The following is a 23599-nucleotide window of genomic DNA, read 5'->3' as shown; positions in this document are numbered from 1 at the left end:
GTCCGGGCCGTCGGGCGGTTCCCGGCGGCCCGGACGCGGGGAGCGTCGCTCGCCGTGCCGGTGCCCGGTCAGCCGTCGGCCGGGATTCCCACGTTGTCGTCGCCGAACGGCACTCCCACCTTCCACCGGGTGCCGCTGAACGGCGGTTCCGTGCTCGGCGCCAGGCCGACACTGCCGTCGCCGGTGCGGCCGTCCAGGAACCGGTTGCCCTCGATCTCGCCGAGGCACTTGAAGGTGGTCGAGCCGTCGCTCAGCCTGGCGGCGAGCCATCTGGTGCCGCTGAACGGCGGATTGGTGTTGGGCGCCAGACCGACCGTGCCGTCGGCCGTGCGGCCGTCCAGGAACCGGTTGCCGGGTACGTCGCCCTCGCAGAAGAGCGTGACGACGCCCTCCGGACCGCCGTTCATCTTCCAGCGGGTCCCGCTGAACGGTTCACCGGGGTGCGGTGCGAGACCGACCGTGCCGTCGCCGGTCCGCCCGTCCAACAGGCGCGGACCTGCGACATCTCCGAGACAGGTGATGAGGACTTCCATGACCGACTCCTCCCTTCGCGACCACGTGGTGGTCATCGATGCCGAGGGGGCTGGTCCGAACCTGTCCGAAGAGGGGCAGAACACCCCTGTTGCCAATGTGCGCCCACCCGTTGAGGTAAGTCAAACATGCATACGTACCGTATTTCCGGTGACTGCCAGTCACTCCCCGGGCGGGATCGGCGGGACCGACCGTCGTCCTCCGGATGCGATGCGTGATCAGGGACGCGCCGGGCGGGAGCCCGTTCCGAGCGGGGTGCGGTGACGGGCACCGGGGAACACGTCCGGTCCACCCCGGCCACCCCGGCCGCACCGGCCGCACCGGCCGCACCGGCCGCACCGGCCGGGGGTTCGGGAAACCGAACCCCCGGTTCGGGGGGCCGCACGATCGATCGGCACGGCCCCCGCCGCCGAGGATGGCGGTATGAACGGAACGACACAGACCACCGGTACCGAGGCCGCCGCGAGGGCGGACGGGGTGTACCGCGAGTACGGACGCGGCGCCGCCGCGGTGCGGGCCCTGCGCGGGGTGTCCGTGGCCTTCGCGCCGGGCACGTTCACCGCGGTGATGGGGCCGTCCGGGTCCGGCAAGACCACCCTGCTGCACTGCCTGGCCGGGATGGACCGGCCCACCCGGGGCACGGTCCGGTGGGGCGGCACCGAGGTGTCGGGGCTGCCCGAGCGGCGGTTGGCGGAGCTGCGCCGCAGCCGGGTCGGGTTCGTGTTCCAGGCCTTCAATCTGATGCCGGCGATGACGGTCGCCCAGAACGTCGAACTGCCGGGGCGGCTCGCCGGACGGCGGCCCGACCGGGGCCGGGTGCTGGAGGCACTGGCCCGGGTCGGCCTGGCCGGGCGGGAGGGGCACCGGCCCGGGCAGCTGTCCGGCGGTCAGCAGCAGCGGGTGGCGATCGCCCGGGCCCTGGTGTCCGGACCCGAGGTGCTGTTCGCCGACGAGCCGACCGGCGCGCTGGACCGGTCCACCGGGCACGAGGTGCTGGCCCTGTTGCGGTCCGGGGTGGACCGGGACGGCCGGACCTGCGTCATGGTGACCCACGATCCGGTGGCCGCCGGGTACGCGGACCGGGTGCTGCTGCTCGCCGACGGCCTGGTGGTCGACGAGCTCGAGCGCCCCACCGCCGCGCGGGTCGCCGACCGCCTGAGCCGGCTGGGCGGGTGAGCGCGATGTTCTCCCTCGTTCTCGGACAGCTGCGCGCGCGTCCGGCCGCTTTCGCCGGAACGGCCGCCGCCCTGCTGCTCGCCGTCGCCGCGATCACCCTGTTCGGCTCCCTGGCCGCCGCCGAACTCGCCACCCCCGCGGCCGCCCGGAAAGCGGTCGCCGGACCCGGTCCGATGATGATCGCCGGCGCGTTCGGCGAGATCGCCGTCCTGGTCGCGTTCTTCGTCGTGGTCAACGCGCTGGGCTTCGCGCTCCGGCAGCAGCACCGGGAACTGGCCCTGCTGCGCACCGTCGCGGCGACGCCCCGGCAGACCCGGCGGCTGGTGCGCGGCCAGGTCCTCGTCACCACCCTGCTGATGACCGTGCCGGGCTGGGCGCTCGGCGCCCTGGCGGCCCGATGGTTCCTCGCGGCGCTCCAGCGCCGCGGAATGGCGGCGCCGGCCGTCCGGGTGCCGGGCACGCCGGTGCCGATGCTGGTCGCCCTCGGCGTGGTGCTGCTCGTCGGGCTGGCGGCCGCCGCGGTCGCGGCCCGGCGGATCTCCCGCATCGCACCCGCGGCGGCACTGACCGCGAGCTCGACCGAGCACGCCCGGACCGGTGCGCTGCGGCTGCTCGCCGGGGCCGGCGTGCTGGTGGGCGGTGTCCTGCTGCTGCGGCTGTCGGCGTCCCGGCCCGCCGACCAGGTGGACAAGGCGGGGCAGGCCGCGCTGCTCGCCTCGCTGGTGCTGCTGGTCGCGGTCGCCCTGGCGGGGCCGTTCGCGGCGCGGCTCCTCGCGGCCGTCCTGGGCGGGCCGCTGCGGCTGCTGGCGCCCGGAACGGGCTGGCTGGCCGACGCCAACCTGCGCGGCTACGCCCGGCGACTGTCGTCCGCGGTGGTGCCGGTGGCCCTGCTGGTGGGACTGTCGGGCACCATGTCGATCATGACATTCACCGCCGGGCGCGCCGCGGCGGCGGCAGGGGGCACCGCCTCCTCCGCCGGTTCCGTGACCTCCGCCACCGACATCTGGCTGCGGCAGGCCGAGCTGGGGATGCTGATCTGCTTCGCCACGGTCTCCGTCGTCAACACCCTGGTCGCCGTGACGGCCGACCGGCGCCGGGAGTTCGCCCTGCTGCGGCTGGTCGGCGCCACCCGGCCGCAGCTGCTGCGGATGCTCTCGGCGGAGGCGGTGCTGACCACCGCGGTCGGCGTCCTGCTCGGCGCGGCGGTCGCGGGCGCCGCGGCCTCGGCGTTCAGCGCCGCGGTGACGGGTTCGGCGGTGCCGCCGGTTCCCGTGGCGACCTGCGGGTGGATCGTGGCGGGCGCGGCGGCACTGGTCCTGCCGGGCATCCTGGTCACCGGCCGCTGGGCGGTCGGCGGACCGGCGGCGGAGCTGGTGGGCGGCGGCCGTGACTGAACCCGCCGACCGCAGGACGGACCGCACGACCGACCGCCGCGTCGACCGCACGACCGACCGACCTGCCGGGGGCGCGGGCCGGGGCGCCGGCCGGACGGTCGCACCCGGGTGGCGGCGCCACCTCGCCGTCCGGGGCGGGGACTGGGCCTTCGCGGTCCTCGGGCTGCCGGTCGCGCTGCTCGGCGGGCTCTGCGCGATCGCGCTCCTGTACGCGGGGGTCCTGCTCTCGCTGACGGTGGTCGGCCTGCCGTTCGTCGTCCTCGCGCTGCTCGGGGTACGCCGGCTCGGCGCACCCCAGCGGTGGCTGGTGGACCGGCTGCTCGGCGAACGGATCGAGCCGCCGGCCCCGCTCCCCCGCCCGGCGGGGGCACTGGCCCGGGGCCGGGTGGTGCTCACCGATCCGGTCGCCTGGCGGGTGCTGCTCCACCTCGTGCTGCGCCTGCCGCTGGGTGTGCTGGGATTCGCGGCCGCCGTGCTGCTCCCGCTCGGCAGCGGATGGCTCCTCGGCTTCCCGCTCTGGGCCCGGCTGCTGGAACCCGGGCCCCGGGCGGCCGGCTGGCCGGAGTTCGTCGCCGTGCCCCTGGGTCTGGTGCTGCTGGCCTCGGCGCCGGGCGCGGTCCGGGCGCTGAGCGGGGTGAACCGGCGGCTGGCCCGGGTCCTGCTCGGCCCGGTCCGGGAGCAGCAGCGCGTACGGCAGTTGGAGAACGCCCGCACCGGGCTGATCGCGGCCAACACCGACCGGCTCCGCGGGCTGGAGCGCGACCTGCACGACGGCACGCAGGCGCGACTGGTCGCGCTGGCGATCACGCTCGCACTCGCCGAGGACGCGCTCGGCCCGGTCGGACCGCCCACACCGGACCGGGCCCCCGGGCCAGGCCCCGACCCTGCCCCCGGCGCCGGCGCGGCCGCGGACACCGCCCGGCTGCGCGCCCTCGTCACCCGGGCCCGTACGCAGACGGACGACACCATCGCCGAACTCCGGCTGCTCACCCGGGGCATCCACCCGGTGACGCCGGAGGGCGGCCTCGGCGAGGCCCTGCCCGGCCTCACCGCGACCTGCCCGGTACCGGTCGACATCCGCCTGGACCTGCGTCAGCGGCCGGAGCCGGCCATCGAGCAGGCGGTCTACTACTGTGCCGCCGAACTGCTCACCAACATCGCCAAGCACAGCGGGGCCCGCTCGGCCGAACTCGCGGTGCGCGCGGCCGAGGGCCGGGTCCGGCTGCTGGTGCGCGACGACGGCCGGGGCGGGGCCGCACCCGGCGGCGGGGACGGGAGCAGGAACGGCAACGGCGGCGGGAGCGGCCTGGCCGGTCTGGCCGAGCGGCTGGCGGCGGTGGACGGGGTGCTGCGGGTGGACAGCCCGCCCGGCGGACCCACCACGGTCACGGCCGACCTCCCGGCGGCCCTGTGAGCCGCCGTCACCTCTCCCGGCGGCGGTGAGCCGTCGTCACCGCTCCTGGTCGGCCAGGTACGCGAGGACGGCCTTCACCCGCCGGTTGTCGACGTCCGTGGCGGGCAGGTCGAACTTGGTGAAGACGGCGGCCACGTGCTTCTCCACCGCCCGGTCCGACACCACCAGCAGCGTGGCGATCGAGCGGTTGGAGTGGCCCTGCGCCATCAGCTCCAGCACCTCGCGCTCGCGCGGTGTGAGGGTGTCCACCAGGCGCCGCCGGGTGCCGCGCATCAGCCCGGTGACCACCTCCGGGTCGAGCGCCGTGCCGCCGTCGGCGACCCGGTGCAGCGCGTCCATGAACTCCGAGGTCCGGGCGACGCGTTCCTTCAGCAGGTAGCCCGTTCCCGCGGCGCCGCCGGCCAGCAGCCGGGCCGCCCAGGCCGTCTCGATGTGCTGCGAGAACACCAGGATGCCCGTCCCCGGGTGGCTCGCCCGGATCTCGACGGCGGCCCGGATCCCCTCGTCGGTGTGGGTGGGGGGCATCCGGATGTCCACCACGGCGACGTCCGGCCGGTGCTCGGCCACCGCGGCGAGCAGTTCGGGCGCCGTCCCGGCGGTGGCCACCACCTCGCACCCCCGCGCGCCGAGCAGCTCGACCATGCCCTCCCGGAGGATGACGGAGTCCTCGGCCAGTACCACGCGCAACCGCTTGTCGATCATGACGCCATTATCGCGTCCGCGGAGACCCGGCGGACGGGCACGGGAGACCCCGACGGACGCGCACGGGCGTCCTCGACGAAACGGGCACGGGAGTACGAGGTGCGCGGGTGCGGAAGTCCGCAGCTGGGCGGACGCCGGCGTCCCGGTGGACGGGCCGGTCCGCGTCCGGTGGGGTTCGGGATACTGCCGGGATGACAAACGAACTGACGGCCCGGCCGGAGACGGCGCCGACCGGGGACGGGGAGCGTCGGACGCTGCGGCGTGATGTGTCGGGGCCGGCGCTGCTGGCGGGCCTGGTGTGCGTCGCGGTGTCGTTCTCCGGTCCCCTGGTGGTGGTGCTCGCGGCGGCAGCCGCCGGGCGGCTGGACACGGCGCAGACGGCCTCCTGGATCTGGGCGGTGGCGATCGGCAGCGGGGTGAGCGGCTTCGCGCTGAGCTGGTGGACGCGGACGCCGGTGGTCACCGCCTGGTCGACACCCGGGGCCGCGCTGCTGGTGACCAGCCTGGGCGACTACCCCTACCGGGAGGCGATCGGGGCGTTCCTGGTGAGCGCGGTGACGGTGACGCTGTTCGGGGTGACCGGGTGGTTCGGGCGGCTGATCGCCGCCGTGCCGGTGGGGATCGTGAACGCCATGCTGGCGGGCATCCTGTTCTCCTTCGGCGCCGGGATCTTCGGTGCCGTGCACAGCGCGCCGACGCTGGTGGTCGGCGCCTTCGCGGCGTTCCTGGTGGCCAAGCGGTTCGCGCCCCGGTACGCGGTGCCGGTGGCACTGCTGGCCGGCGGGGTGCTGGCGGCGCTGACGGTCGGGCTGCCGCTGCGCCCGGGCTCGGGCGGGCCGACGGTGCCGGTGCTGACGGCGCCGGCGTTCTCCTGGTCGGCCGTGGTGGGTCTGGCGCTGCCGCTGACGATCGTGGCCCTGGCCTCGCAGAACGCGCCGGGCCTCGGGGTGATGCGGGCCTTCGGCTACCGGGCGGACGACCGGCTGCTGATCGGTTCGACCGGCGCGATATCGGTGCTGATGGCACCGTTCGGCTCGCCGGGGGTCAATCTGGCCGCGATCACGGCGGCGATCTGCTCGGGTCCGGAGGCGCACCCGGATCCGCGTCGCCGCTATGTGGCGGGGATGTCGTCGGGCGCGCTGTACGTGCTCGTGGGCACTTTCGGCGGGGTGCTGGTGAGCCTGTTCACCGGGCTGCCGAAGGAACTGATCGCGGTGATCGCCGGGGTCGCGCTGCTGGCCTCGCTCCAGGGCAGTCTGGCGGCGGCGGTGGCGGAGGAGCGCGGGCGGGACGCGGCGATGGTGACCTTCCTGGCGAGTGCCTCGGGGATGAGCCTGTTCGGCATCGGCTCGGCGTTCTGGGGGCTGTTGTTCGGGCTCGGGACCCATCTGGTCCTGGACGCGCGGCGGGGCGGCGGGCAGCCGTAGGGGCAGCAGAAGGAACGGAGTGCACGACGCGGGCCGGAGCGCGCGACGCGGGAGGGGCGTGCACGAATCGTCCCGCTCCCCGGAAGACGCCCGGGCCGCGACCCGGGCGCGGCCCGATCGCGAGGCCGCAGCCGTCCGCGAAGGTCCCGCCCGGCCCGCTACGACCGGGCCGGACCGATCGAAACCGGCGCGCGAGAGCACGGGAACCGGCCGGGCGCGACACCGGGCGCCACCCTTCCGGCCTTGGCAGGGATCACCGCGACGGCGGACGCTCTGTGCACAGCCGATCATCGGCTGATCCCACTCACCAGCCCCGGGAGGGCACCCATGTCGTTCTCGCGCACCCGCATCACCGCCGTCGCCCTGCTCGTCGCCGGCGCCACCGCGCTGGCCGTCCCGGCCCAGGCCGCCGGCGGCAACCGGGCGCTCAGCCGGTTCGACGACGGCAGCTTCGAGACGCCCAAGGCCCCCGCCAACTCCTTCACCCCGCTGACCGCCGGTCAGACCATCGGCCCGTGGCGCGTCGCGAGCGGGAGCGTCGACCTGATCGGCGCGGGCTTCTGGCAGGCCGCCGAGGGCGACCAGTCGGTGGACCTCAACGGAAACAGCGCCGGCACCGTCACCCAGAGCTTCACCACCGTGCCGGGCGCCACCTACTCGGTCACCTACTCGCTGGCCGGCAACCCGGCGGGCGCACCGGCCCTGAAGACCGGCCGGGCGCTGATCGACGGCCAGAACTTCCAGGACTTCTCCTTCGACGTCACCGGCAAGACGTTCACCGCCATGGGCTACGTCGGCCGCCAGTTCACCTTCGTCGCCCAGGGCGCGTCGACCACCCTGGGCTTCACCAGCACCGTCGGCGGGTCGTACGGGCCGGTCGTCGACGACGTGCAGGTGAAGGAGTGCAAGCCCTGTTGCGGCTGACCGGGCCGCCTCGCGAACAGGGGGCCCGGCGGTGCGGCCGCACCGCCGGGCCCCCGCGCATCAGCGGGTACAGCTGATCGCGGCATTCGCCCCGTAGTAGCCGGGGGCGAGCCGGTAGGACTCGGCGAACAGCAGCACGCACTGCTCGTTGAGGAAGCCGCTGAGCAGCGCACCGTGGCGGGCCTGCGTCTCGGCCTCGCGCTTCGCCTTCTTGGGGCTGTTCTCGTAGGCGGAGCCCGTGAACCGCTGCGTCTCCTGCGCGACGGCTGCCGTGGCTGCGCCGGTGCGGACGGCGGCGCCGGAGGTGGCGTGGGCGGCAGTGCCGGCGCCGGAGGTGGCGTGGGCGGCGGTCGGCACGAGCGCCGCCAGAGCAGCAAGGGCGAGGGCCGCGCCGCCCCGGACGAACATCGGCTTCATTTCGGTGGTTCCTCTTTCTTCGCGGTGGACATCGGGACGGGTCGGACGCGTCAGCGCTGGCAGAACACCTCGGCCACGGCGCTGAACCAGCCGCTGCCGGTCGCCCGGACGTCGGAGGCACGCAGGTAGCACTGGCTCCGCTGCCAGCCGGCCCGCTGGGCGTTCGCGAAGGCCACGTTGGCCGCGCTGGTGATCGCCGAGGACTGCGTGCCTCCGGTCCCGCTGCCGGTGAACGTCGCCATCTCGGTCGCGGCGATCGTGGCCGTCCCGGCGGGGGACGCCGGGGCGGCCCCGGCGGTGGCGGCGCCGCCGAGCAGACAGGCGGAGGCGGCGACCGCGACGACGGTGGCGCGCAGACGGAGCGAGGAAGAACGGCTCATGGGAACTCCTCCAGAACGGATCCGATGGTCACGACGACGGCCCGGGCCCCGGACGAACGCCGGGGCGGGGTCGGCGGAACCAGTCTCCGTGTACGGAGTTCGGCCGGACAAAGCCCTTCGAGCACCGTCGAATCCGGACTCGGGACGCCCGGCCGACGCCCCTCGGAGGACTGTCGGACGACCCGCTCGGGAGCAGCTCCGGGAGCAGCTCCGGGGGCCACTCAGGCGGCCACTCAGGCGGCCGCTCAGGGAGCCGCGAACAGCCCCGGGAAGGAGGAGGCCAGCCACGGCCGACGGCCCCAGGCCAGCACCTTGCCCCGGCGGAGCGCGTCGGTGGCGGTGAAACGGCCCAGCGCGATCAGGAGGAACGCGACCGGTTCGGTGAGGACGGTGCAGTCCGGACGGCGCGGCGGCTCCTGGCTCACCACGGCCGCACCGTCCGTGAAGGTCACCGCGAAGCCGTCCAGACCCCGCACCCGCAGGCGGTAGCAGGCGCTGTGGCCGGCCGCCGCGCGGGCGTCCACCACCAGCGGCATGGCCGTCCGCAGGAAGGGCATCGTCAGCCCGACCCGCCGCCGGTCGATCGGGTGCGGCCGCCCGAGCGCGACGGCGATGTCGTAGAGGTGGCCCAGCATGTGGGTCAGCAGGTAGGCACCGAGGGTGTCCAGGTCCATGCGGCCCAGCGGTGTCAGGACCGCCTCCCCGCCGTCGCGGTGGCCGGCCGCCGCGGTGAACCGCCGGGCCTGCCGGGCGATCTCCGCGCCGAGCACGGTCGGGTCCCGCTCCGGACGTGCGGCCAGCGAGGCCTCGTTGGCCGCCGCCAGCGAGCCGGGGGTGCCGTCCCCGTAGGGCCGGTCCGCGCCGGCCGCGAGTTCCGCCATCAGCTCGTTGGCCATCGCCAGGTGCGCGGCCGCCTCGGCGACCGTCCACCGCGCACCGGGGACCGGGGTGGCGCCGCGGCAGTCGGCGAGCAGGGCGACGGCCGCGTCACCGACCTCGGTGACCGCGTCGAAAAGCGCGCCGCGCTCGGCGCCGGGCCCCTGCGCGGGGAGCTGAGAAGTCATGGGGGAGAACACTGGCGCACTCCCCTGCCCGTGTCCAGACCCGCGCCGCAGGGCGGCTCCCTGCCCGTGTCCGGACCCGCGCCGCACGGCACTCCACTCCCCGTGTCCGGACCCGCGCCGCAGGGCGCGCTGCCCGGCCCGGCTCAGGGCAGGGCGAGGCGCAGCCGCTCACTGACGGCGTGCATCGTCCGCTCGTCGAGCCGCTTCTCCTGCACCTCGACGTCGTAGAGGCCGGGGCGGATCGTGGTCACGAAGTCGGCCAGCACGTGCCCGGCGACGCCGTCCACCGCGCACCCCTGGTGCTCACCGATGGACACGGCGGTGGGCCACTCGTCGGAGCCGGTGCCGATCTGCGCGACGACGACGGTGTCCAGGACGGCGTTGCGGGTGTCGTTGGAGATCACCACCCACATCCCGCCCATGCCGTCGCGCCCGACGACGATCACGTCCCCGCGTCGCAGGGAGGTCACAGGTCCCCCTCCATGGCGCTGACGGCGAAGTAGGTGGCCCGGTCGGCGAGCGCCGTCTCCTCGGAACGCCCGAGCCTGCGGCTCATGTCCCGGTAGCCCGCCTCCAGGCTGACGGCCAGCGCCCGGTCGAGGGCGGCGGTGTGGACGAATCGCTTGACCGGGAGTCCGGCGGCCGCCGCGGCCCGACGGATCCGGGTCAGCTCGGCCTCCGTGAAGGAGACGTTCAAGGCTGGCATGACCATGAAGGTACCGGCATCCGGTACCGGAGGCCAGGTACCGACGGGACCCGCGCCGGGGCTTCCGGGTGTCAAGACGCGGCGCCCGGCCCCCGACCCCGCCCGCGCCGGACATACCCGCCGCACGGGCCCCCTTGACAGCCCCGACAGCGGCCGGCGCCTGCTCTCCTGGTCGGCGGCACCACGGCCAGGCGCGTTCCTCACATCCGACAGGAGAACAGCCATGCCCATCCCCTACGCCCGCAAGGCCCTGACCGCTCTCGCGGCCGGGGCGGCCCTCGTCGGCACCACCCTCACCGCCGCCGGACCGGCCTCCGCCGCCACCGGGCAGGCCGACTACCAGGTCGCCTGTGCGAGCAGCAAGTACCACTGGTGCGACGCGGTGAGCACCAGCGAGGCGTACGCGCAGATGAACGTCTACTGGGGCAGCGACGGCCACGAGTACATCGACGCGTTCCTCAACACCTTCCACCAGGGCCAGAACCTGTGGATCCTGACCTGGAACGGCAGCGGCTGGGACTGGGCCGGTGTCCCCGCCACCATCGACGAGCACAACGGGCAGTGGGGCGCCCTCGACCTCGGACGCTCCGACGCCGGCAAGACGATCAAGCTCGCCGTCTACAACTGGAGCAGCGGCGGCTACGCGTACACCAACTCGCACTGACGGCAGCGGCTCCCGGAGCCCCCGCACCCGCCGGGGCGGGGGCTCCACCGCGTCAGGCCCCCGGCCGGGCGGGCGTGCCGGTCGGGCGGCGGTCGAGCACCCGCAGGCGCAGCCGGTGCGGCCGCAGGACGGTGGTCAGGCGCACCGGGCGGTCGTCGGAGCGTCGACGGCCGGACAGCGCGACGGGGCGTCGGCGTGCCAGCAGGGTGGCCAGCGCGATGGCGGCCTCGGTGCGGGCGAAGTCCGCGCCCAGGCACTGGCGGGGGCCGTTGGCGAAGCCGGCGAAGGCCCAGCGCGGGAGCGCGGCGGCCCGCTCGGGCAGCCAGCGGTCCGGGTCGAAGCGGGCCGGGTCGGCGAAGATCCCGGAGTGGTGGTGGGCGACATAGGGGCTGAGCACCACCTGGGTGCCGCGCGGCAGGGTGCGGCCGCCGAGTTCGACGGTCCGGGTACAGGTGCGCAGCAGGACCCAGCCCGGCGGGTACAGCCGCAGGGCCTCGGTCAGCACCCGCCCGGTGTACGGCAGCCGGTGCAGGTCGGCGAACCGGGCGGCCCGGCCGTCCGGCAGCACCTCGTCGAGCTCGCGGTGCAGGGCGGCGAGGACGTCGGGACGGGCGGTCAGCAGGCGCAGGGTCCAGGAGAGCTGGGAGGCGGTGGTCTCGGTGCCGGCGAGCAGCATGGCGACGACCTGGTCGTGCAGTTCGGCGTCGGACAGGGCCGTGCCGTCCTCGTCGCGGGCGGCGACCAGGCCCGCGAGCAGGCCGGTGCGGTCGGTGCCGTGCGCCCGGTGGTCGCGCACCAGCTCGTTGACGGCGCTCCGCAGGGTGCGCACGGCCGCCCGGTAGCCGGGGCCGGCGGGCAGCCGGACCACCCGTCGCAGGGCTCCGGCGAACGCGGTCTCGAAGGCCCGCTGGAGCCGGCCGGCCAGGACGTCCGGCACCTCGGTGCCGAGCAGGGTGCGCGTCACCACCCGCAGGGTGAAGCGGTAGCAGGACGGGAAGACGTCCACCACCTCGCCGGGCCGCCAGGAGTCGGCGAGCAGCGCCGCCTCCCGGGTCATCACCTCCGCGTACGCGGCGATCCGGTCGGGCCGGAACTCCGGTTGCAGCATCCGGCGTTGGCGGCGGTGGTCGGCGTGGGCGCAGGTCGCCACCCCGTTGCCGAGGATCTCCCGGAAGCGCCCGTAGATCGGGCCGCCCTTGTCGAAGGTGCGGTCGTCGGCGTAGACCTGCCGCAGCAGCTCCGGATGGCAGGGCACCACCAGCCGGTTCGGTCCCAGGCGGAGGTCCACCAGGTCGCCGTGCCGGTGCAGCCCGGCCAGCAGCGCGGCCGGGTCGCGCACCAGCGCGGGCAGGTGCCCGAGCAGCGGCACCGCCCCGGGCAGGCTCGCGTGGACGTAGGCGGGGGGCGCGGCATCCCGCGCGGACGAGGACACGTGCAGCAGCGTAGACACGGGCGGGGGCGGGCGACAGTACCCGCGCGGGCGCCGCGCCCGGGTCTCGCGGGACCCCGGGCGCCGGGCGCCGGGCGCCGGGCACCCGGGGCGGGTCGCGGACAGTCGGTCAGGAGACCGCCGCGGCAGCGGCAGCGGCGCTCGCCGCCGCGGTGGCGGCCATGATCGCGACCTGGGTGGCGCGGATCGTGTCCTGCACGGCCTCGGCCGCCCACTGACCCTCGGCGACGGCGGCCATCCTCGGTTCCACCCGCTTGCGCGGCTCACCGGGGAAGGCCAGCCGGTGCAGCCGCGCGCCGTGGAGCAGGCCGATCAGCCCGGCGGTCCGCAGGTCCGGCTCGGCGTCCTCCAGCACGACCCGGTTCAGCCGCTCGCGCAGCTCGCGCTCCACCGTGCCGTCCGCCTCGGGGAAGCGGCGGACCGGGAAGAGCCCGAGCGCCCGGTGCCGCTCCTCGGTGACGATGCCGCGTGCGCACAGACCGGCCAGGGTGGCCTCGATGCTCTTCAGCTGGTCCTTCCTCAGCCAGGCGGCCACCGTCGCGGCCCTGGCGCTCCCGGCCCAGGCCGCGATCGCCTCCAGCCGGTCGTCGAGCAGCGCGTCGCCGGTCGAGGAGGTGTCGACCACCTCCACCCGGTTGTCGTCCACCCGGACGCGCTCGGCGAGCGCCAGCTCCAGCAGCAGGCCGCCGGCGACGATCCAGCCGACCGTCCAGCGGTCCTTGGCCTGGCCGCTCTCGTCGTCCAGGGACAGCAGCATGATCTCTTCGGCCAGCGTGACGCGCATGGGTCCACCCCCGTGGTCGAGGTACGAACGTCCCCGGTCCGGGGGCGTCGAGCGCTCCGTCGGGCCGATCGGACGACTTCGAACGATCAGCCGATGATAGATCATTTCCCCCGGGAGGGACTCAGAAGGTACGGGCCGGGCGGGCGGCGAGCAGCTCGTCGAGGCCGACGATCCGGTAGCCGCGCCGGCGCAGGCCGGTGATCACGCCGGGCAGGGCGGCGACGGTCTGCGAACGGTCGCCGCCGCCGTCGTGCATCAGCACCACCGAGCCCGGACCGACGGCGCGCAGCACCCGGTCCGCGACGATCCCGGGGCCGGGCCTGGACCAGTCCTTGGCGTCGACGTCCCAGAGCACCGTGGTGAGGCCCATCCCGGCGACCGCCCGGAGCAGTTCGGGGCTTCGGCCGCCGTACGGGGGGCGCAGCCAGCTCGACGCGCGGGTGGTCCCGACGGCGCGGGCCAGGGTGTCGGCGGTGAAGCCGAGCTGCTCGCGGAGCCCGATCGGGCCGAGGTCCGGCAGATAGGCGTGGGACCAGCTGTGGTTGCCCAGGAGGTGGCCCTCGGCGGCGATCCGGCGGACGACCCCGGGGTGGGCCAGGGCGTGCAGGCCGATGCAGAAGAACGCGGCGGGCGCGTCGTACCGGGCGAGCACGTCCAGCACCTGCGGGGTGTACTCCGGGTGCGGGCCGTCGTCGAAGGTCAGCGCCACCAGCGGGGCGACTCCTCCGCCGCCCGCCAACAGCATTCCCTGCTCGGCGAGTTCGCGCTCGACCGGGGCGCAGGCCGCCTCCGCGGCGGCGATCCCGTCCTCGCGGCCGGCCATGGTCCAGCCGTCCGGGGGCAGTGCCGTCAGCGCCCCGCGACGGGAGCGGCCGAGCGCGGCGAGGGAGCTCGCGGTGGTCCGACCGTCGGTCAGCAGTGGCGGGTCGGCGCGGAGTACGGGTATGCCGAGGGCGGCGAGCGGGGCGTCCATGATGCCGTTGGCGCTGTCGAGGACCACCGCGAGGCCGTCCGGCGACTGCCCCGCCAGCTCGGCCAGGCGCGCCAACGGCCGTTCCAGGGAGCAGTGTTCGTACACCTCGTCGACCACGTCCGCGCCGGCCCCGCCGCCTACGCCGTCCACGCCGGACGGCCCGCCCTCGGCGCCCGCCACGACGATCCGGTAACCCTCACGCGTCAGACCCACACCTGCGAACCGCACTGCGCTGCGCCTCCCTTGGACCGTTCGAGGCCGGCGGGACGGCAACGGGCGGCGGCCGGCGGCCGCCGACGGCGGGCCGCAACGGACCACTTCGGGCACCCTCGACGTCCGCCCGGCGCGCACCCCGATCGGCGGGCTGCCCAGATCATACGGACGCGCGGCCTCCGGGACGACAGGTACGGAAGGCAGCTTCCGGCCGACCGGCGGGGCCGGGGTCGGAGAGCCGACCCCGGGGGCCGGGGCAAGGGCGGCGGGAAGGGCCGCAACGGGGCAGGACGGGAAGGGACCGGGAAGGGACAGGGGCGGGACCGGAACCCCGTGCACCGGTTAGGGTCGGGCCCATGTCTGCCGCCACCCGCCCCCTGCGCCCCACCACCCACACCCTGCGCCCCGCCACCCGCGAGGACCTGCCCACGCTCCTGGCCCTGCTGGCGGACGAGGACCGGGTGGTGGACCCGGCGACCGTCGTGGTGACCGAGCCGTACGAGCGCGCCTTCCACGCGATCGACACCGACCCGCGCAACGAGCTGCTCGTCCTCGCGGACACGGACGGCGCCGTGATCGGCTGCCTCCAGGCCACCTACATCCCCGGCCTCGGCAAGGGCGGCGCCGAGCGCGCCCTGCTCGAAGCGGTGCGGATCCGCGCGGACCGGCGCGGGGGCGGCCTCGGCCGCGTCCTGATGACGCTCGCGATCGCCAGGGCCCGTTCGCGCGGCTGCGAGCTGGTCCAGCTGACCAGCAACAAGCAGCGCGAGGCCGCGCACCGCTTCTACGCCGGGCTGGGCTTCACCCGCAGCCACGACGGGTTCAAGCTGGCCCTCTGAGGCGGGTGTTCCGTGCGCGCGGGCGCACCGACCCGGCGGGAGAGCGGCAGCGGAGCGGCCGGTTCCGGCCAGGCCGGGGGCGGGGCGGCGCGGGCGCGGTGGGGCGGCTGGTTCCGGTGCGGGAACGGACGGGGCGGGCGGGCCGCCGGGGGCGGGTGGGGCGACGGACGGCCGCCGCGCGAACGGCCGACGGCGGACCGGGCGGCCCGTGCCGGAGGCCTGTGCCACCGCCCGGCGCGCCCCTACGATGTGAGCGCCGTCGGGCCTGACCCCCGACCCCGTCACCGCCGGCCGACGCCGGGCCGCACCGGTCCTCCCTGAGGGACCGTCGTCCCGTCGGCCGCCGCTCACCGGCCCCGGCAGGGGCCCCGGGCGGAGCAGCGGTGCGGGCAGCACCGCGCAGGCCACCCGTGATTCCTCACCGTCCAAGGGGTATGCCCATGCACGCCGGTACCTTCGCACCACCGGTCAGACCCGTCGGCGGCGCCCGCGCCGTCCGCGCCCTGCTCCTCGTCCTCGCCGTGCTGGCGGCCCTGGTGGGCGTCAGCCTGCCGGCGGCCGGACCGGCCCACGCCGCGGTGCCCGACCGCTGGGGCTTCGCCTACCTCGACAACCCGACCCCGCCGCTCGGCTACGTCCCCGACACCAGCCGCCAGTGGGGCAGTTGGCCCACCCCGGCCACCAACCCGGTGAAGGTGGACCAGGTCGGCACCGGCTCCTACGTGGTGCACTTCCCGCTGATCGCCGGGCCCGGCGGCATCGCGCACGTGACGGCCGTCGGCCGCACCGGCAGCTGGTGCCAGGTCCGGGGCTGGGGCACGGCCGGCACCGGCCAGGACGTCGCGGTGGGCTGCTACCGTCCGGGCGGCGCGCCCGTGAACAACCAGTTCACCGTGCTCTACACCACCAGCAGCGGCGTACCGTCCCCGCCCGCCGGCAGCTACGGCTACGTGTTCGCCAACCCCACCGGCTCGGTGGTCACCCAGTACAACTCGGCCGGCGGCACCAACACGGTGGGCCCCGGCGGCACCGGCATCTGGAAGGTCTGGCTGCCCGGCCTGGGCCAGTCCGCCCCGGTCGGCAACCTCGAGGTCACCGCCGTGGACGCGTCCGCCGGCGCCCGCTGCAAGGTCGCCGACTGGTCCCCGTCGAGCACCGGCCAGACCGTCGTGGTCGCCTGCTTCAACGCGGCCAACGCGCCGTACAACACCCGCTGGACGCTGAGCTACTCGGAGAAGCGGGCCGTGCACGGCCCGGCCTTCCCGCCCAACTCCTTCGGCTACCTCTGGTACAACGGCGCCGTCCCCCCGGGCACCAACTACAACTCCTCCGGGGCCGTCAACACCCTCACCGGTTCGGTGCCCTACACCGTCAACCTGCCGAACGTCGCGGTGCCCTCGGACACCGCCCAGGTCACGGCCTTCGGCCCCGGCACGGACTACTGCGGACTGGCCACGCCCTGGAACCGCAGCACCGGCACCGTGAACCTGTTCCCGCTGTGCTTCAACGGCTCGGGCTCGCCGATCGCGTCCCGCTTCTTCACCGCCTACACCTCGGCGTTCTGACCGCGCCGACGGCCGGGGAGCGGGTGTTCCCGCCTCCCCGGCCGTCACGCACCCGTTCGTCGGACAGTTCGGAACAGCCGGTGCCCGGGCGCCCGGATCGGTCGCCGCCCGTCCGACCGGACGTGACGGAGCCTCCTGACGCCCCGGTACCGGTGGCCGCGGCGGCGGCCAGGCTACCGCCCCGGACACCGGCCGGGAACGGCCCCACCGGTCCACGACTCCCCCGCGCCGTGGACCGGTCGGCCCGCGTCCGGCTACTGGCCGTTCCGGGTGAAGGTGCCGAGCCCGTCGTGGTCGAACTGCTCGACGACCACGGTGGCGGCCCGCCCGTCCGCCCCCACGGCGAACGTCACCCCGGACAGGCCCGCGGCGTTCTCGCCCCGGGTCCGGAAGCTGAACACGTCGCCGTCGTAGTGCTGGAGCGGGAAGCGCAGACTGTCCGGCCCCAGGCTCATCACCAGCCCGCCGCCGTCCCCGGGACCCACCGTCATCGGACCGAAGTAGTCGTTGCCGTACGTGCCGAGGTAGGCGCTGTCCGGCTTCGCCGGGGCCGCTCCGGCCGGCGGGGAGGCGTAGTCGGTGGGCGAGGCCGGGCTCTGGGCGGCGGCGGGCACCACCTTGCCCATGAAGCCCAGCCAGTCGACCGTCTCGTGACCGTACTGGGCGAGGTCGAAGAACTCCTCGGCCACCGCCTCGGGCACGCCGGAGGGCTGGCCGTTGGTCAGGACCACGATCCCCAGCTGCTCCGACGGCAGCAGGGTCACCACGGTCGCCGCACCGAGCGAGAAGGCGCCGGAGTGGTTCAGCCGCAGCCGGCCCTCGGCGTCGTAGCTGACGTTCCAGCCCAGGCCGTAGAAGCCGCTCCGGCCGGCGGGCGCGGTGGTCGGGTTGGAGACGATCTGCGGCAGCCGGGTCTCGTTCAGACCCGCCGGGTCGACGATCTGCCTGCCCTCGAAGGTGCCGTCGGCGAGCTGCAGCCGCATCCACCGGCCGAGGTCCTGGACGGTGGAGCTCACCCCGCCCGCCGGGGCCTGCGGGTCGGGGTTCTCGGTGGCACTGACCCGCCAGCCGGCGGCGTCACGCACGTGCGGCGTCGCCTTGTTCGCCGCGCTGTCGTAGGCGGAGCGCAGGGAGCTGGTGGAGTTCATCCCGACCGGCTTGTAGAGCACGTCCGCCGCGAGGTCCTCCCAGGCCACGCCCTTGGCCTTGGCGACGGCCACGGCGGCTTCGGTCAGGCCGTAGTTGGTGTAGGCGTAGCTCGCCCGGAACGGCGCCAGCCCGTGGTCCCGGAGGTGCTGCAGGATGTAGTCGCGCTGGTAGCCGAGGTCCTCCAGCAGGTCGCCGGCGTGGTCCGGCAGACCGCTGCGGTGGGCGAACAGATCGGCGATCGTCACGTGGCTGCTCACCCAGGGGTCGGCCAGGGCGAAGCCGGGGTCGTGCGCGGTGACCGGGTCGTCCCACTTCACCGCCTTCTGGCCGACCACCCCGGCGACCACCGTCGAGGCGATCGGCTTGGAGAGCGAGGCGAGCTGGAACACCGTGTCCGGGTCCACCGCCTCCGGCTTGCCGAGCTGACGGACGCCCAGGCCCTTGGCGTGGATCACCTTGTCCTTGTACACGACGGCGAGGGCCAGCCCCGGCACGCCGGTCTTCGCCAGGGCGTTCTGCGCGTAGCCGTCGATCCGGGCCACGGCGGCGTCCACCTGGTCCTCGGTCAGCTCGGCCGGGGGCTGCCGCGGCGGAGCGGTGGCCGGGGCGGACGCCGAGGACGGGGCGGAGACCGAGGAGGTCGAGGAGGCCGAGGAGAAGGAGGCGGCCGAGGACGGGGAGGCGGGGCTCGTGGGCGCGGCTTCGGGGTCGCCGCCGGAGGAGCCCGCGGTGCACCCGCCGAGCAGCGGAACGCCCAGCAGCAGACCGGCCACCAGCAGGGGCGTGGTCCGGCCGGGCCCGGCGGCGGCCCGCCGGGGTGCGCCGTGACGATGCATCGGGATCCTCCCTCGTCCGGGGCGGCGCGGCCCGCATTCGGCGGCGCCGTCGTCCGCCTCACGGCGCGAGTATTCGACGCCCCGTGCGGTGCCCGCTCCCGCCGCGCGCCCGGGCCTGCCGCAATCCACCCGTCCGGCGGCGCCGGGCCGACGGGGCGCGGCGCGGCGCGGCGCGGGTCCTGCCTCCTGCCACGACCCCGGTCAGGTCCCGGACAGCAGCTCGCGGATCAGGCGGACCAGCGCCGGGACGGCCGGGTGCGGCGGGGTGTCGGCGCGCCGGGCGAGGAACAGCGGTACCGGCGGGGCGTCGGCGAGCGGCCGGTAGGCGATCATCGGGTGGCTGTGCAACCGGGGGGTCGCCGACGTCGAGACACCCACGGCGCGGCCACCGGCGATCGCGGTGAGCCACTCGTCGGTGTTGTCGACCTCGATCGTCGCCGGGGGCCGGGCCCCGGGCGGCCAGAGGTCGAGGGTGGTGGTGCCGGCGACCGTGTTCAGCGCGACCGGCCGGGCGGCGAGGTCCGCGAGCGTGAGGGTGGCCCGCCCGGCGAGCTCGCTGTCCGCGGGAACGGCCGCCACCCGCTCCTCCTCCAGCAGCAGTTCGGTGACCAGCCCGGGTGCGGTGACCTCGCCCCGCAGCAGGGCGACGTCCGCCCGGCCCCGGGCGAGACCGGCGGTGCGGTCGTCGATCCGGCGCAGTTCGAGCGGCTGGTCCGGGTGCTCGCGGTCCCAGCGGCGCAGCAGGGGCACGGTGTACTCGCCGAGCGCGGGCCAGGGGTGGCCGAGGCGCAGCGGGAGGACGGTGAGAGCGCGGGGGTCGAGGGCGAGGTCGACGGCGGCGAGGGCGGCCGCGGCCCGGTCGCGGAAGGCCCGGCCGGCGACGGTCAGCTCGAGGTGGTGGGTGGAGCGGTCGATCAGCCGGGTGCCCAGGTGCTGCTCCAGCTGGCGCAGGGTGCGGGACAGGGCCGGCTGGCCGGTGTGCAGACGGACCGCGGCGCGGGTGATCGTGCCTTCCTCGGCGATGGCGAGGAACGCTCGCAGGTGGCGCAGCTCGATGGTCATGCCCGGGGAGCATAACCGCCGTCGGACCGGCATTTCACGCGCCGGGGGCGGATTCCTAGCGTGGAGGGCATGACGAGCTTGACGGACACGGGTTCAGGGAGCACGGCCACGGGTGCGCCGGCGGGATTCTCGGCGGGCGGCCGCCTCCGGAGCGGCGGCGCACGGCGGGCAGGGGGCGGGCTACGGGGCGGGGGCGGGCCACGGGCCGGGGGCGGGTTACCGGCCGGGGGCGGACCGCTGACAGGCGGCGGACTCCGGACGGTGAGCGTGCCCGCCCGGGTGGGCCGTGCCACCGGTGTCGGCATGGTGCTGGCCGGCACCCTCTCCGTGCAGTTCGGGTCCGCCGTCGCCGCCCTGCTGTTCCCCCGGGCCGGCGCCCTGGGCACCGTGGCGCTGCGGGTGACGATCACGGCCGTGCTGCTGCTCGCCGTCTGCCGGCCCCGGCTGCGCGGGTACGGCCGGGCGGACTGGTCCGTCGCGGGCGCCTACGGCGTCGCGCTCGGCGGGATGAACATCCTCTTCTACCAGGCGATCGACCGGATCCCGCTCGGCCCGGCGGTGACCCTGGAGGTCCTCGGACCGCTGCTGATGTCGGTCGTCGCCACCCGGCGGGCGGCCGGCGTGCTGTGGGCCGGGCTGGCGTTCACGGGCGTCCTGCTGCTCGGGCGGGACGGCTTCGACCGGCTCGACCCGGCGGGTGCCGGCTTCGCACTCGGCGCGGGCGCGATGTGCGCGGCCTACATTCTGCTCGGCTCCCGGGCGGGGCGGCGCTTCCCCGGGCTGGACGGGCTCGCGGTGGCGATGACCGTGGCCGCGCTGATGAGCCTGCCGCTGGGGGTCGGTTCGGCCGGCGCCACCCTGCTGGAACCCGGGGTGCTGGGCCTCGGACTGGTGGTGGCGCTGCTGTCCTCCGGGCTGCCGTACACGCTGGAGCTGCTGGCGCTGCGACGGCTGTCGGCGCCGGTCTTCGCCGTTCTGACCGGGCTGGCCCCGGCGGTCGGGGCACTGGCCGGATTCCTGGTGCTGGGGCAGGAGCTGTCGGCGGCCCAGTGCCTGGCGGTGGTCCTGGTGGTGGCGGCCGGCGCGGGCGCGGTCCGGGCGGGCACCCCGAGGTCACCGGGCGGACGGCGCGCCCGCCCGTGCGACCCCGGTTCGGTCCGGCGCGGGTGACCGACGGAGAGCGGTCCGGCACGGGTTACCGACGGGGCCCGGCGCGGGTTACCGACGGGGCTCGGCCCGGTGCGGACGACGGACCGGGCGCGGCCCCCCTCACCACGATCGGCCCTTCGCCCGCCGAACGCGGGATCGAAGGACGAATGCCCCGGCAGCCCCCGGACGTCACGAATGCGCCAGTCCGACAGTTCGGATCCGGCCGAATTCCCCGCACCACCCCCCGAGAGCCCCCGGCGCCCGCCATGCTCACCAGCGGCAAAGCGCTCCGAGTAGTCGGAGCGTCACACACCGTTGACGAGGGTCCGGGTGGGCACGTGCAGTACTCGATCAGCGCGGCGGCGTTCGTCGCGATCATCATCCTGATCCGGCTCCGGCGCCGGACCGAGGCCCGCAGCCGGGGCGACGAGGCGTTCACCGTGTTCAGCAGCATCGTGCTCGGCGTCCTGATCGCCGGCACGGCCTGGGGGCACGCGATCCTCCAACTCGTCGGCGTGGCCGCCCGGGCCACCCAGTGACCGGGGCGGCAGGCGGTTGACCGGTCGCCGAGCTCCCGTACGGCGTCGCGGGCGTGGCCGCCGCCCACCGGGCGATGCGACAACCTGGCTGGTGGGCACGGCGGTCGCGGTCGGCGCGGCCGTCCCGGTGCTGCGCTGGCTGGCGGCGCACTGGTGGCTGCCCGTCCTCGCAGCCGTCGCGACCGCCGTCGCGGTGGCGGCCGCGACGCACCGGCGGCTCCGCGCGGCGCGCGAACAGCGCTCGCGCACCGCGCGGTTGCGGCTGGCGCTGACCGGCCCTGGCGGCCTCGACCGGCTGACCCCGGACGCCTTCGAGTACGCGGTGCGGGACCTCCTGGAGCGGGACGGCTGCCGCGCGCGCAAGGTCGGCGGGACGAACGACCGGGGCGTGGACGTCCTCGCAGAGGACCCGACGGGCCGCCGCTGGGCGGTGCAGTGCAAGCACAAGCGGGACCCCGTCGGCGGCAGACCGGTGGGCGTCGGCGTCCTGTACGCGCTCGCCGGCACCTACCGGCGCAGCCACGGTGCCCATGTCGCCGTCGTCGTCACCAACGGCCGTTTTTCCCGCGAGGCGCTCAAGTGGGGGGCGGAGCAGGGCATCCTGCTCGTCGACCGACCCTCGCTGGCTCGCTGGGCCGGGGGCGGCGACCCGCTCCGGGAGGTCCTGTCCCGCGTTCCGGAGCCCCGTGTTCCGCAGGCCCGTATCCCGGGGCTCCGCGTCCCCGGGCCCCGCGTACCGGCGCCCCGCCGGGGCCGCCCCCGGTGACGGGCCGACCGCCGACCACCGACCACCCACCCGTGCGGCTACCGGGCGGTGCCACCGCCGGGCGGGCTCTGGCAGGATCGGCCCAATGGAGAACGGCGAGGGGACGGGGCCCCGGCTGGTCGTCGGGGCGGGGTACGCGCTGTACCGGGGACCGCTCGCGGACAGCCACACCCACCGGCACGCGGCCTTCCAGGTCGCCTTCGCGCTCGGGGCGGCCGACCCCGTGCCCACGGTGACGGCCACCGACGCGGACGGCGTGCGGCACTGCGGCGCCGCACTCGTGGTGGCACCGATGGTCCGCCACCGAATGCACCCGGTAAGGCAGTTGGTGACCTACTTCATCGACCCGCACTGCGCGTTCGCGGACCGGCTGCGGTCCCCCGGCGGCCGGGGCATCACGGTCGCGCCGCAGTGGCGCGGCCTGCGGGAGGAGCAGGTCCGCCCCGGCGGGGCGCTGCCCTCGGCCCGGGTCGACCCCCGGCTGCGCGCGGCGATGGAGGCCGCCGGCGACGACGACGTCCCACTGGCCGGTCTGGCCGCACGGGTCGGGCTCTCCCCGCAGCGCCTGCGGGCCCTCGCGCAGGAGCAGTTGGGCCTGCCGCTGGCGCGCTGGCGGATCTGGCGACGGCTGGCCCGCGCGGCCGACGCGCTGCGCGCGGGCAGCACCCCGGCCGAGGCCGCGCTCCTCGGCGGCTTCGCGGACCAGGCGCACTTCGGCCGCCGGATGCGGGAGATGACGGGGCTGACGCCCGCCGCGGTGCTCCCGGCCCTGCGCCCTGCGGACGGCCGGGAACCCGCGAACGGTCAGGGCCGGCGCGCCACGTAGAGCGAGAGGGAGCCGGTGAGCGTCGCGACGGTCTCGCTCTCCCGCACGTCCTGGAAGCCCGCCTCCGCGATCAGCCGGGGCAGGACGCCGTCGGCGTTGGGCTGGGTGTCCGCCTTCCCGTCGGCCAGTTGCACGACCCGGAACGCCAGCCGCATCGCGGCCGTGCGCTGCTTGCCGTAGTCGGCGATCACCAACTTGCCACCGGGGCGCAGCGTCTCGTGCATCGCGGCCAGCACCGCGTGCTTCATCGGGACGGGGCACTGGTGCAGGACGAGGCTGGAGACGACGGTGTCGGCCGTCCCGGCGCCCACGAGCCCCGCCACGGCGTCACCCATGCCGAGCCGCCACTCCGGGGCGTTGTCCGCCGCGCCGGCGGCGGCGGACTTGCGCCGGGCCACGGCCAGGGCCTCCGGGTCGGGGTCGACGCCGATCACGGTGGCGCGCGGCTCGACCCGGTTCAGGAGCACCGCCAGCGAACCGGTGCCGCAGCCGACGTCGACGACCACGTCCTGCGGCCGCGGCGCGACGTGCATGGCGACCAGGCTGCGCCACAGCCGCTCGCGGGTGAGGGCGACCACCGGGTCGTAGAGGCGGACCGGCGCGAAGCGTCCGGCGGCGGGGGTGAAACTGCGTTCGCTCATGGACAGCA

Annotated in this window: 25 protein-coding genes; 12 read left to right on the top strand and 13 right to left on the bottom strand. The window is 75.8% G+C overall.

What is annotated here, in order from left to right; translation table 11 throughout:
• Positions 1-68: 68 nt before the first annotated feature.
• On the bottom strand, positions 69-533 hold the full coding sequence (locus ACIPYS_RS07605; protein ID WP_093863827.1) for a hypothetical protein: 465 nt from the start codon (positions 531-533) through the stop codon (positions 69-71).
• Between the two features lie 421 nt (positions 534-954).
• Here ACIPYS_RS07605 and ACIPYS_RS07600 point away from each other — a divergent pair, with 421 nt between their 5' ends.
• Genes ACIPYS_RS07600 through ACIPYS_RS07590 form a run of 3 tightly spaced genes read left to right on the top strand, consistent with a single transcriptional unit; the run spans position 955 to position 4515 of the window.
• Positions 955-1707: an ABC transporter ATP-binding protein gene (locus ACIPYS_RS07600; protein WP_400744462.1), complete on the top strand. Its 753-nt coding sequence runs from the start codon at positions 955-957 to the stop codon at positions 1705-1707.
• Positions 1708-1712: 5 nt separating this feature from the next.
• On the top strand, positions 1713-3101 hold the full coding sequence (locus ACIPYS_RS07595; protein WP_400744459.1) for an FtsX-like permease family protein: 1389 nt from the start codon (positions 1713-1715) through the stop codon (positions 3099-3101).
• Entirely contained in the window at positions 3094-4515 is a 1422-nt protein-coding gene (locus tag ACIPYS_RS07590) for a sensor histidine kinase (RefSeq protein ID WP_400744456.1), read from the top strand. Before ACIPYS_RS07595 ends, ACIPYS_RS07590 begins: the two co-directional genes overlap by 8 nt.
• A 36-nt stretch (positions 4516-4551) precedes the next feature.
• On the opposite strand, the gene ACIPYS_RS07585 is transcribed toward ACIPYS_RS07590, so the two are convergent.
• Positions 4552-5217, bottom strand: a complete 666-nt coding sequence (locus ACIPYS_RS07585) for a response regulator (RefSeq protein WP_400744453.1) — start codon at positions 5215-5217, stop codon at positions 4552-4554.
• A 191-nt stretch (positions 5218-5408) separates the two neighbouring features.
• Here ACIPYS_RS07585 and ACIPYS_RS07580 point away from each other — a divergent pair, with 191 nt between their 5' ends.
• A complete protein-coding gene (locus tag ACIPYS_RS07580; protein ID WP_400744450.1) occupies positions 5409-6644 on the top strand; it encodes a benzoate/H(+) symporter BenE family transporter in 1236 nt (411 codons plus the stop codon).
• 327 nt (positions 6645-6971) lie between these two features.
• Positions 6972-7568 (top strand): choice-of-anchor C family protein, encoded by a 597-nt coding sequence (locus ACIPYS_RS07575; protein WP_400744447.1) that lies wholly within the window; start codon positions 6972-6974, stop codon positions 7566-7568.
• A gap of 60 nt (positions 7569-7628) precedes the next feature.
• On the opposite strand, the gene ACIPYS_RS07570 is transcribed toward ACIPYS_RS07575, so the two are convergent.
• The 5 genes from ACIPYS_RS07570 to ACIPYS_RS07550 form a co-directional block, all read right to left on the bottom strand.
• Complete coding sequence (locus tag ACIPYS_RS07570; RefSeq protein WP_400744445.1) at positions 7629-7985, bottom strand: hypothetical protein; 357 nt, start codon at positions 7983-7985, stop codon at positions 7629-7631.
• A 50-nt stretch (positions 7986-8035) separates the two neighbouring features.
• A complete protein-coding gene (locus ACIPYS_RS07565) occupies positions 8036-8365 on the bottom strand; it encodes a hypothetical protein (RefSeq protein WP_400744442.1) in 330 nt (109 codons plus the stop codon).
• A gap of 245 nt (positions 8366-8610) precedes the next feature.
• Positions 8611-9429 (bottom strand): maleylpyruvate isomerase family mycothiol-dependent enzyme, encoded by an 819-nt coding sequence (locus tag ACIPYS_RS07560; RefSeq protein ID WP_400744439.1) that lies wholly within the window; start codon positions 9427-9429, stop codon positions 8611-8613.
• Positions 9430-9572: 143 nt separating this feature from the next.
• Complete coding sequence (locus ACIPYS_RS07555; RefSeq protein WP_400744436.1) at positions 9573-9899, bottom strand: type II toxin-antitoxin system PemK/MazF family toxin; 327 nt, start codon at positions 9897-9899, stop codon at positions 9573-9575.
• Positions 9896-10135: a hypothetical protein gene (locus ACIPYS_RS07550; RefSeq protein WP_400744433.1), complete on the bottom strand. Its 240-nt coding sequence runs from the start codon at positions 10133-10135 to the stop codon at positions 9896-9898. Before ACIPYS_RS07550 ends, ACIPYS_RS07555 begins: the two co-directional genes overlap by 4 nt.
• A gap of 223 nt (positions 10136-10358) precedes the next feature.
• Between ACIPYS_RS07550 and ACIPYS_RS07545 the strand changes: the two genes are divergently transcribed.
• The gene (locus tag ACIPYS_RS07545) at positions 10359-10799 is read left to right on the top strand and encodes a hypothetical protein (RefSeq protein WP_400744430.1); all 441 of its coding nucleotides are present in this window, start codon (positions 10359-10361) and stop codon (positions 10797-10799) included.
• Between the two features lie 52 nt (positions 10800-10851).
• On the opposite strand, the gene ACIPYS_RS07540 is transcribed toward ACIPYS_RS07545, so the two are convergent.
• From ACIPYS_RS07540 to ACIPYS_RS07530, 3 genes are all read right to left on the bottom strand, one after another.
• The gene (locus ACIPYS_RS07540) at positions 10852-12231 is read right to left on the bottom strand and encodes a cytochrome P450 (protein ID WP_400744427.1); all 1380 of its coding nucleotides are present in this window, start codon (positions 12229-12231) and stop codon (positions 10852-10854) included.
• A gap of 127 nt (positions 12232-12358) precedes the next feature.
• Entirely contained in the window at positions 12359-13033 is a 675-nt protein-coding gene (locus ACIPYS_RS07535) for a GPP34 family phosphoprotein (RefSeq protein WP_400744424.1), read from the bottom strand.
• A 121-nt stretch (positions 13034-13154) separates the two neighbouring features.
• Complete coding sequence (locus ACIPYS_RS07530; RefSeq protein ID WP_400744421.1) at positions 13155-14219, bottom strand: polysaccharide deacetylase family protein; 1065 nt, start codon at positions 14217-14219, stop codon at positions 13155-13157.
• A gap of 356 nt (positions 14220-14575) precedes the next feature.
• Here ACIPYS_RS07530 and ACIPYS_RS07525 point away from each other — a divergent pair, with 356 nt between their 5' ends.
• Positions 14576-15058 (top strand): GNAT family N-acetyltransferase, encoded by a 483-nt coding sequence (locus ACIPYS_RS07525; RefSeq protein ID WP_093863810.1) that lies wholly within the window; start codon positions 14576-14578, stop codon positions 15056-15058.
• A 440-nt stretch (positions 15059-15498) separates the two neighbouring features.
• Complete coding sequence (locus ACIPYS_RS07520) at positions 15499-16623, top strand: hypothetical protein (RefSeq protein WP_400744417.1); 1125 nt, start codon at positions 15499-15501, stop codon at positions 16621-16623.
• Positions 16624-16877: 254 nt separating this feature from the next.
• Here the strand turns inward: ACIPYS_RS07520 and ACIPYS_RS07515 are convergent, their stop codons facing one another.
• Together ACIPYS_RS07515 and ACIPYS_RS07510 are read right to left on the bottom strand one after the other, a co-directional pair.
• A complete protein-coding gene (locus ACIPYS_RS07515) occupies positions 16878-18608 on the bottom strand; it encodes a serine hydrolase (protein WP_400744414.1) in 1731 nt (576 codons plus the stop codon).
• Between the two features lie 201 nt (positions 18609-18809).
• Complete coding sequence (locus tag ACIPYS_RS07510; RefSeq protein ID WP_093863807.1) at positions 18810-19670, bottom strand: LysR family transcriptional regulator; 861 nt, start codon at positions 19668-19670, stop codon at positions 18810-18812.
• A gap of 69 nt (positions 19671-19739) precedes the next feature.
• On the opposite strand from ACIPYS_RS07510, the gene ACIPYS_RS07505 reads away from it, so the two are divergent.
• From ACIPYS_RS07505 to ACIPYS_RS07490, 4 genes are all read left to right on the top strand, one after another.
• A complete protein-coding gene (locus ACIPYS_RS07505; protein ID WP_400744410.1) occupies positions 19740-20840 on the top strand; it encodes an EamA family transporter in 1101 nt (366 codons plus the stop codon).
• A gap of 317 nt (positions 20841-21157) precedes the next feature.
• On the top strand, positions 21158-21358 hold the full coding sequence (locus ACIPYS_RS07500) for a hypothetical protein (RefSeq protein WP_093863806.1): 201 nt from the start codon (positions 21158-21160) through the stop codon (positions 21356-21358).
• A 91-nt stretch (positions 21359-21449) separates the two neighbouring features.
• Positions 21450-22124: a restriction endonuclease gene (locus ACIPYS_RS07495; protein WP_400744407.1), complete on the top strand. Its 675-nt coding sequence runs from the start codon at positions 21450-21452 to the stop codon at positions 22122-22124.
• 85 nt (positions 22125-22209) lie between these two features.
• Positions 22210-22950: a helix-turn-helix domain-containing protein gene (locus ACIPYS_RS07490; protein WP_400744404.1), complete on the top strand. Its 741-nt coding sequence runs from the start codon at positions 22210-22212 to the stop codon at positions 22948-22950.
• Here ACIPYS_RS07490 and ACIPYS_RS07485 read toward each other — a convergent pair.
• Positions 22929-23591, bottom strand: coding sequence for a class I SAM-dependent methyltransferase (locus tag ACIPYS_RS07485; protein WP_400744401.1), 663 nt, complete (start codon positions 23589-23591; stop codon positions 22929-22931). The two genes, ACIPYS_RS07490 and ACIPYS_RS07485, sit on opposite strands and share 22 nt — an antisense overlap.
• Positions 23592-23599: the final 8 nt, after the last annotated feature.

Origin of the sequence: Kitasatospora sp. NPDC089913, assembly GCF_044748625.1 — a bacterium.
Lineage (GTDB): Bacteria > Actinomycetota > Actinomycetes > Streptomycetales > Streptomycetaceae > Kitasatospora.
The sequence above is the reverse complement of the archived record's forward strand: the minus strand, read 5'-3'. Positions and strand labels throughout refer to the sequence as shown.